Genomic DNA, 8,965 nt, shown 5'->3' on the forward strand with positions numbered 1-8,965 from the left:
GGCGGTGATGTCGAGGCTCAGGTGCTCGCCGTCGAGCTCGCGCATCAGGGCCTGCAGCTCGCTGGCGGCCTGGGGCACGTCGAGGCCGACCACGGTGGCGCCGTCGCGGTGCAGCACCCTGGCGATCTGCTCGCCGATGCCGCGGCTCGCGCCGGTGACGAGGGCGACCCGGCCGGCCAGCGGCAGCAGTACGTCGTCGACCTCCCCGGCAGCCGTGGCGTGGGTGCCGATCCGCACCACCTGGCCGGACACGTACGCGGACTTGGGGGAGAGCAGGAACGCGAGGGTCGATGCGACCGCGTCCTCGGCGCCGGTGGCGACGTACGCGAGCTGCACGGTCCCGCCGCGTCCGATCTCCTTGCCGAGGGAGCGGGTGAACCCCTCGAGCGCCCGCTGGGCGACCCGCTCGCTGCCCTGCACCTGCTCCGGAGGCGTCCCCAGCACGACCACGCGCGGGCAGGTCTGCAGGCTGCGGAGCAGCGGGGTGAAGAAGTCACGGAGCGCGCCGAGCCGCCCCGGTTCGGTGAGGTCGGTGGCGTCGAACACCAGTCCGGCGTACTTCTGGGACGCGTCGGGGTCGGTCGTGCTGGCGATACCGAGCTGGTCGAGCACTGCAGGCAACGACCCGGCGAGTCGACCGCTGCCGCCCAGGACGACGGTGCCCTCGACCAGCGGCGAGCCGGGCTCGTAGCGCTTGAGGGGGGTGGGGTTCGGCAGCCCGAGGTTCTTCACCAGCAGCTGGCCGGCGGGGGTGCGCACGAGGCTTTGGTAGCGATCGGTCATGACGAAGTTGTAACTCCCTGTGACACGCAGCGTCCACAGTTCGTGACCTGCGACTCAGTCCGTTTCGGTTGAGGCTACTCGCGGGTCACAATGGGTCGCATGCAGACCTCGACTCGTCGCGTCGCCGTGATCGGCGGCAACCGGATCCCGTTCGCCCGCTCCAACACCGCGTACGCCGACGCCTCCAACCAGGAGATGCTCACCGCCGCGATCGACGGCCTGGTCGCGCGGTACGGACTCGCCGGTGAGCGACTTGGCGAGGTGGTCGCCGGGGCGGTCCTCAAGCACGCCCGAGACTTCAACCTCACCCGCGAGGCCGTGCTCGGCTCCAAGTTGTCCGCCGAGACCCCCGCGACCGACATCCAGCAGGCCTGCGGAACCGGGCTGCAGGCGGCGATCCAGGTCGCGAACAAGATCGCGCTGGGCCAGATCGAGGTCGGCATCGCCGGCGGCGCCGACACCACCTCCGACGCCCCGGTCGCGATCAGCGACCGGCTGCGCAAGAAGCTGATGCGGGTCAACGCGGCGCGTGACACCGCGAGCCGCCTCAAGGCGCTCGGCGCGATCCGGCCCACCGACATCGGGCTCGAGATCCCGCAGAACGGCGAGCCCCGGACCAAGCTCTCGATGGGTGAGCACGCTGCGCTCACGGCGGTGGAGTGGCAGATCGGGCGCGAGGAGCAGGACGAGCTCGCCGCCGCGTCGCACCAGCGGCTCGCGGCGGCGTACGACGCCGGGTTCCTGGACGACCAGATCACGCCGTTCCGCGGTCTCGAGCGCGACAACAACCTCCGCCCGGACTCCTCCGTCGAGAAGCTCGCCAAGCTCAAGCCGGTCTTCGGCAAGGGCGAGGCCGCCACGATGACCGCCGGCAACTCGACGCCGCTCACCGACGGCGCGTCGGTGGTGCTGCTCGCCTCCGAGGAGTGGGCTGAGGAGCGCGGCCTGCCGGTGCTCGCCTACCTCACGGCCTACGAGACCGCGGCCGTCGACTACGTCCACGGCGCCGAGGGGTTGTTGATGGCGCCGGCGTACGCCGTGGCGCGGATGCTGCAGCGCGAAGGGCTGTCGCTGCAGGACTTCGACTACTACGAGATCCACGAGGCGTTCGCCTCGCAGGTGCTCGCGACGCTGAAGGCCTGGGAGGACCCGATCTTCTGCAAGGAGCGGCTCGGCCTCGATGCGCCGTTGGGCTCGATCGACCGCACCCGGCTCAACGTCAACGGTTCCTCGCTGGCCGCCGGCCACCCGTTCGCCGCCACCGGCGGCCGGATCGTGGCGACCCTCGCGAAGCTGCTCGACCAGGCCGCCGGTACCGATGGGCAGAGCGGCCGCGGCCTGATCTCGATCTGCGCCGCCGGCGGCCAGGGGGTCGTCGCCATCCTCGAGAGGTGACCGACCGTCACGGGACACGACTCGGCGTCAGCGGGTGGCGAGTGCCAGGGCGCTGGTGACGAGGTGGCGGCGCACCTGGTCGGGGGAGATCTCACCGACGGCGGGGACGCCGGGGGCCGACTCCTTCACGAGGATCCCGACCCGCCCGAGCTGCAGGGCGCCGAGACCGCTGGCGTAGAGCAGGTTGGCCAGCAGGGTCGGGTCCTTGACCGTGAACTCGCCGGACTCGACGCCGGCCTGCAGCGTGCCCTCGAGCACCGCGAGGCAGTTCGAGATCGCCCGGCCGAGGCGGAAGACGGCCGACTCCGACATCTCCTCGAGCAGCTCGGGCCCGGTGCGCCGCATCAGGGTCTGGGCGACGTCGACGAACGCCGGGTGGCTCAGGCCGTAGTCGACGAACGCCTCGGTGATCCGCGACAACCGGTCGCTCGGGGAGTCACCGGCTGCGTCGGCGGCGATCAGTGACTCGCGGAGCTCATCGAGGTACTCCACCAGCGTGAGCGCGAACAGCTCCTCCTTGCCGGTGAAGTGCCGGTAGACGATCGCGCGGTTGATCCCGACGGCCTGCGCGACCTGGTCGACCTGGGCGTCCCGGACGCCGTGCTGGTCGAACAACGTGCGCGCGGCGCTGATGATGTCCGCCTCGCGCTTGCGCCGGCGCGCGGCCGCAGCGGTCCGGCGGCCGTCGGTCTCCGGAACCTTGGTCATGCCGCACAGATTAGTGCAACACCGTGTGGCACGGCTGTGACAAGTTCGTCACCGGACCATTGACCGCACGATCTCCATCGTGTCGGCCTCCGCCGCGGTCTTGTCGTCGCGGTACCGCACCACCCGGGCGAAGCGGAGCGCCCAGCCGCCCGGGTAGCGGGTGGAGCGCTGCAGCCCGTCGAACGCGATCTCGACCACCTGCTCCGGCCGGACGTGGACCACGTGGCCGTCACGCGCCGTCTCCAGCTCGAGGAATCGCTCGGTCTGCCAGGCGAGCATCTCGTCGGTCATCCCCTTGAACGTCTTGCCGAGCATGATGAAGCCGTCGCGGTCCGGGTCCCGGGCACCGAGGTGGATGTTGGAGAGCCAGCCCTTCCGGCGACCGGAGCCCCACTCGACCGCCAGCACGACCAGGTCGAGGGTGTGGACCGGCTTGACCTTCACCCAGCTCGCACCGCGCCGTCCGGCGGCGTACGGCGCGTCGAGACTCTTGACGACCACCCCCTCGTGGCCGGCGGCCAGGGCGGCGTCAGTGAACTTCTGGGCGGTGTCGAGATCGTCGGTCACGACCCGCGGGACCAGCGACTCCGGCGGCACCAGCTCGGCGAGCACGGCGTGACGCTCGGAGCCGGGCGCGTCGAGCAGGTCGCGGCCGTCGAGGTGCAGCACGTCGAAGAAGTACGCCGTGACCGGTGTCCCACTCTGCCCATCCGGAAGGGCCATCGCCGTGCGTGAGGCGGTCTCCTGGAAGGGCCGCGGTCGACCGTCGTCGTCGAGGGCGAGAGCCTCGCCGTCGAGCACGAAACGGTCGGCGGGCAGCGACCGCGCGAGCGTGACCACCTCGGGCAGGCGGTGGGTGATGTCGTCGAGGCTCCGGGTCGCGATCACGACGTCGTCGCCGGAGCGGTGGACCTGGATCCGGATCCCGTCGAGCTTGGTGTCGACCGACACGGTCGCGCCGTCGGGGCCTGCCTTGGCCATCGCAGCCTCGAGGTCGGGAGCGCTCGAGGCGAGCATGGGTGACACCGGACGGCCCACCTCGAGACCGATCTCCGCCAGTGCCTGCTCGCCCTCGAACGCGGGCCGGGCGATCGCGACCGTCGAGCCCGCGAGCATCGCGGCGCGGCGGACGGCGGGCAGCGGCACCTTCGCCGCGGCCGCGAGTGCCTCCTGCACCAGGGCGTCGAGGGCGCCCTGCCGGACCTCGCCCGTGACCAGTCCCCGCAACCATCGCTGCTCGGCCTCGGTCGCCCGGCCGAACAGCTGCGCCACGGCCGCCGCTCGAGCCTGCTGCGACCCGGATCCGGCCAGTCCGGCCAGCTGGTCGAAGGCCTCGTGGACCTCGCGCACGGTGAGGGAGGGTTCCGACGCCGGCTCCGGCATCGTCTTCAGCCCCCGCCAGCCGAGGCCGGTACGCCGCTGCAGCAGCGAGCCGGCCAGGTAGGACGTGACCAGCGGCAGCTCGTCGGCGTCGGCGCGGGCGAGCGCCGTGGCAAGGGCGGCGGTCTTCGCCTTGCGCGACCGGGTCGCGGCGACGGTCGTGGATGTCTCGACCAGCTCGGCGATCAGCACGACGCCAGGCTAGTCGCGACGGCCGACAGCTCAGCTGCCGATCTGGGTGCGCACGTCATACAGCTCGGGGAAGAACGTCAGGTCGAGCGCGCGCCGGAGGAAGTCGACGCCCGACGAGCCGCCGGTGCCGGTCTTGTGGCCGATCGTGCGCTGCACGACCTGCAGGTGGCGGAACCGCCACTCCTGGAAGAGATCCTCGATGTCGACGAGCTCCTCACAGGTCTCGTAGACGCCCCAGTGCTCGTGCGGGGACGCGTAGACGGTCGCGAAGACCTCGACCAGCCCGGGGTGCGGCGTGTGGCGCACGGACCAGTCACGGTCGAGGAGGCCGGGCGGCACGGCGTACCCCTGCCGGGCGAGGTAGCGGAGGAACTCGTCGTAGAGCGACGGCTCGCCGAGGAGCTGTGCGAGCTCGGCCTGGGCGGCAGGGTCGTGCCCGTGGACGCGCACCATCTCGGCGTCCTTGTTGCCGAGCAGGAACTCCACCTCGCGGTACTGCGCCGACTGGAAGCCGGACGAGGTCGCGAGGAAGGGCCGGATCTCGGCGTACTCGCTCGGTGTGAGTGTCGCCAGCACCGACCACTGGTCGGTGAGCACCCGCTGCACGTGCTTGATCCGGGCCAGCCGCTTGAGAGCGGGCGCGAGGTCGTCGGCGGCGAGCAGCTCGCGGGCCGAGCGCAGCTCGTGGACGAGCAGCTTGAGCCAGAGCTCGGACGTCTGGTGCTGGATGATGAACAGCAGCTCGTCGTGCTGCGGCGGGTCGCTCTGCGGACGCTGCGCCGACAGCAGCCGGTCGAGGCACAGGTAGTCGCCGTAGGACATCTGCTGCCGGAAGTCGGTCTCGATACCGGGCTCGAGACTCCGCGTACGGTCCGGGCCGGGGGAGCTGGAGGAGTCGGGCACCCACCCAACTTAGTACCGGACCACGCGGGGGGTCGCACCCACCGCGGCTCCTGCTGTCCTACGCTCGGCGCGTGAACGCGCCGCCCGATCCGGAGTTCAGCCGCAACACGCGGCTGTGGGTTCCGCACTGGCCGGTCCCGGTCAACGAGATCATGAGCCAGCAGCGGCGCGGCAGCTCCGACCCCACGTACAAGGTCGACTTCCAGGGCCGCCACTGGCGCGGCATCCGGACCCCCGAGGGCGTGGCCACGCTGATGGTCGAGACCCGCCCGAGGGAGGGGCGTGTGTACGCCGCGGCCTGGGGCGAGGGCGCGGACTGGGCGCTGGAGTCGGTGCCTGCCCTGCTCGGCGCCGACGACGACCCGAGCGGTTTCGAGCCCAAGCACCAGGTCATCGCCGACGTGTGGCGCCACCACCGCCACTGGCGCGTCGGCAGGACCGGTCTGGTGCTGGAGGCGCTGGTGCCGTCGATCATCGAGCAGAAGGTCACCGGCCAGGAGGCGTTCGCCGGCTTCCGGAACCTGGTGCACCGCTGGGGCAACCGAGCGCCCGGACCCGGCCACGACCTCGGCGTCTGGGTGCAGCCCGACGCGGAGACGCTGCGCAACATCCCCTCGTGGGAGTGGCTCAAGCTGCACATCGACCCGGCCCGTTCGAAGGCCGTGGTCACCGTGGCCCGCGTCGCGCACGCCGTCGAACGGACCGCGACCCTGGCGCCCGCCGATGCCGGCCGGGCGCTCCGGTCGCTGCCCGGCATCGGGGTGTGGACCAGCGCGGAGGTTCGCCAGCGTGCCTTCGGCGACCCGGACGCCGTGTCCTTCGGCGACTACCACGTGTCGAAGGACATCGGCTGGGCGCTGACGGGCACCGCGTTCGACGACGACGAGCTCGGCGAGTTCCTGGAGCCCTATCGCCCGCACCGGTATCGCGTGCAGGCGTTGGTCGGTCTGGCGGGCTTGCACCGACCGCGACTCGGGCCGCGGATGGCGCCGCGCACCCACCTCCCGGAGTAGCGCCCACTGGGATAACCGCTCGCCGGTCCCGGGCCACGCCGGTATCTTGTGGCTCCGGTCGGGATCGCCAGGGGAGGGGGGCGACCGTGGACGCGACGGCTCCGGTGCTGCTGCTGGCCACCACCGATCCGACCTCGCGCGAGGTGCTGGGATCGGAGCTGCGGCGACGGTACGGCGCTGACTACGAGGTCGTGGTCTGCGCTGACTACGCGCACGCGCGCGCCATCCTGGAGGGACTGCGCCGGTGGGAGCGACCGGTCGCGATGATCATCGGCTACTACGGCCCGCACGACCGCGAGGGTCTGGACTTCCTGCGTCGTGCCTACCAGCTGCAGCCGGCGGCCAAGCGCGCGGTCGTGGTCACCTGGGGTGACTTCGCGAGCGCACCGACCGTCTTCTCCGCGATCGGGCACGGGCACGCCGAGCTGCTGCTGGTTCGACCGGAGCGGGAGCGTGACGAGGAGTTCCACGGCAGCATCACCGATGCCCTCGATGACTGGCACCTCACGCAGGGCGTCGGATTCTCCGCTGTCCGGCTGATCGGAGAGCAGCGCGACGAGCGCACCCACTCGCTGCGCGACTCCTTCGGGCGCAACCACGTCCCGGTCGCGTTCCACCAGGTCGGGACCGAGGCGACCGACCGGATCCTCTCCGGCCTCGGCCTGGAGGACCCCGACCTGCCGGTGGTCGTGCTGTCCTTCACGTCGCCGCCGACCGTGCTGGTGAACCCGACCGATCTCGAGATCGGCGACGCGTTCGGCCTGATGGAGCCGCTGCCGGCCGACAGCCTGTACGACGTCGTGGTCGTCGGTGCCGGCCCCTCCGGACTCGCCGCCGCCGTCTACGCCTCCTCGGAGGGGCTGTCGACGCTCGTCATCGAGCAGCAGGCCGTCGGCGGCCAGGCCGGGACCAGCTCGCTGATCCGCAACTATCCCGGGTTCTCCCGCGGAGTCAGCGGCGCCCACCTCGCCGCGCGGTCCTTCCAGCAGGCGTGGAGCTTCGGCACCGAGTACTCCTTCATGCGACAGGTCAACGGTCTCGGCGTCGAGGGCGATCTGCGCACCGTCACCCTCTCCGACGGCAGTGTCGTGCGTGCGCGGGCCGTGGTCGTCGCCACGGGCGTGGACTACCGCCGGCTCGGCGTACCGGAGCTCGAGGAGCTGGTGGGGCGTGGCGTCTTCTACGGCGCCGCAGTGTCCGAGGCGCCGTCCATGACCGGGGAGCAGGTCTGCGTGGTTGGCGGCGGCAATTCGGCGGGCCAGGCGGCGCTCCACCTCGCGAAGTACGCCAAGAAGGTCACGCTGCTGGTGCGCGGCCCCTCGCTGGCAGCGAGCATGTCGGAGTACCTGATCGCACAGCTCCAGGCGACCCGCAATGTCACGATCCGTTACCGCACGGCCGTGCACGGCGGACGTGCCGTCGACGGCTGTCTCGCCGCGATCAGCGTCGGACGTCCGGACGGAGAGCCGGCCGAGGAGCTCGAGGCGACCGGTCTGTTCGTGCTCATCGGGTCGGTGCCCCGCACGTCGTGGCTGCCGGACGAGGTGGAGCGCGACGAGGCCGGCTTCGTCCGGGCCCCGAACCTGGAGACCTCGCTGCGCGGTGTGTTCGCGATCGGAGACGTCCGCGCCGGGTCCATCAAACGGGTCGCCACCGCGGTCGGCGACGGCGCCACCGTGATCGCGATGATCCACGGCTACCTGGCCGAGCACCCCGGATGAGGGCGCCCGATCGAACGGCGCCGCTGAGCCAGGGCATGCGCCGGTTGCTCCTCGTCGCCGCCGTGCTCGTGTTCCTGGCCGGGCTCCAGCTGTACCTGTTCCCGCTGCGGACCGCCGACTGGTTCGCGTGGACGATCGACGTACCCATGACGGCGGTGTTCCTGGGTGCCGCCTACTGGTCCAGCGCGGTGCTCGAGATCGCCGGTGCCAGGTCCGCCACCTGGGACCGGGCCCGGCTGGGGGTGTGGACGGTACTGGTCTTCACGACCCTGACGCTGGTCGTGACGCTGGTGCACCTCGACAAGTTCCACCTCGGCGCCGAGCACCCGGGCAGCGCCCGGAGCGTGACCGTCGGCTGGCTCGCGGTGTACCTCGTGGTGCCGGTCGTGATGGTCGCGCTCATCTGGCTGCAGTCGCGTCACGGTGGTGCCACGGCGGCCCGGGTCGAGAGGGAGCGGCCCCACCCGGTGCTGCGGTGGCTGCTGGTCCTGCTCGCCGTCGTCCTGCTGGGCCTCGGGGTGGCGCTGCTGCTCTTCCCGCTCGATGCCGCCCGGCTGTGGCCGTGGCCGCTCACGGAGCTGACCGGTCGCGCGGTCGGCGCCTGGCTGGTCGGCCTCGGCTGGGCCGCCGCCCACGCCCGACTGATCGACCGCCTCCCGTCGATCCGTCCGCTCGGGCTCACCGGCGCGACGTTCGTGCTGTTCCAGGCCATCGCCCTGCTCCGCCACGGCGACGCCCTCACCTGGTCGAGCCCGACCGCGGCCGGCTACGTCGCCGGCCTCGCCGTGATCGCCCTGGTCTCCGGCTGGATCCTCGCCGCCAGCGGCCGCCGCCCCACCTGACCCATCCGCGAGCCGTCACTTGTGCAGG

General features: G+C 71.8%; 8 protein-coding genes. 4 read left to right on the top strand and 4 right to left on the bottom strand.

Annotated elements, in window-relative coordinates; genetic code table 11:
- Positions 1-783, bottom strand: a 783-nt coding sequence (locus tag VFZ39_RS07390; RefSeq protein WP_330865092.1) for an SDR family NAD(P)-dependent oxidoreductase, incomplete at its 3' end; no start/stop codon positions are given.
- 99 nt (positions 784-882) lie between these two features.
- On the opposite strand from VFZ39_RS07390, the gene VFZ39_RS07395 reads away from it, so the two are divergent.
- Entirely contained in the window at positions 883-2,178 is a 1,296-nt protein-coding gene (locus VFZ39_RS07395) for an acetyl-CoA C-acetyltransferase (protein WP_414690270.1), read from the top strand.
- 27 nt (positions 2,179-2,205) lie between these two features.
- On the opposite strand, the gene VFZ39_RS07400 is transcribed toward VFZ39_RS07395, so the two are convergent.
- The 3 genes from VFZ39_RS07400 to VFZ39_RS07410 are packed head-to-tail and all read right to left on the bottom strand — an operon-like array spanning position 2,206 to position 5,361.
- A complete protein-coding gene (locus VFZ39_RS07400) occupies positions 2,206-2,886 on the bottom strand; it encodes a TetR/AcrR family transcriptional regulator (protein WP_330865094.1) in 681 nt (226 codons plus the stop codon).
- Positions 2,887-2,934: 48 nt separating this feature from the next.
- Positions 2,935-4,458 carry an ATP-dependent DNA ligase gene (locus tag VFZ39_RS07405; RefSeq protein ID WP_330865095.1) on the bottom strand — a complete coding sequence of 508 codons (1,524 nt, stop codon included), beginning with the start codon at positions 4,456-4,458 and terminating at the stop codon, positions 2,935-2,937.
- Between the two features lie 30 nt (positions 4,459-4,488).
- Positions 4,489-5,361, bottom strand: a complete 873-nt coding sequence (locus tag VFZ39_RS07410; protein WP_330865096.1) for a tryptophan 2,3-dioxygenase — start codon at positions 5,359-5,361, stop codon at positions 4,489-4,491.
- 71 nt (positions 5,362-5,432) lie between these two features.
- Between VFZ39_RS07410 and VFZ39_RS07415 the strand changes: the two genes are divergently transcribed.
- The 3 genes from VFZ39_RS07415 to VFZ39_RS07425 all read left to right on the top strand — a co-directional run bounded on the left by VFZ39_RS07415 (position 5,433) and on the right by VFZ39_RS07425 (position 8,937).
- Entirely contained in the window at positions 5,433-6,374 is a 942-nt protein-coding gene (locus VFZ39_RS07415) for a DNA-3-methyladenine glycosylase family protein (protein WP_330865097.1), read from the top strand.
- 86 nt (positions 6,375-6,460) lie between these two features.
- Positions 6,461-8,095, top strand: coding sequence for an FAD-dependent oxidoreductase (locus VFZ39_RS07420; RefSeq protein ID WP_330865098.1), 1,635 nt, complete (start codon positions 6,461-6,463; stop codon positions 8,093-8,095).
- Positions 8,096-8,130: 35 nt separating this feature from the next.
- Positions 8,131-8,937, top strand: a complete 807-nt coding sequence (locus tag VFZ39_RS07425; RefSeq protein ID WP_330865099.1) for a hypothetical protein — start codon at positions 8,131-8,133, stop codon at positions 8,935-8,937.
- The last annotated feature ends 28 nt before the right edge of the window (positions 8,938-8,965 follow it).

Source organism: Nocardioides sp. (genome assembly GCF_036374615.1).
GTDB lineage: Bacteria > Actinomycetota > Actinomycetes > Propionibacteriales > Nocardioidaceae > Nocardioides.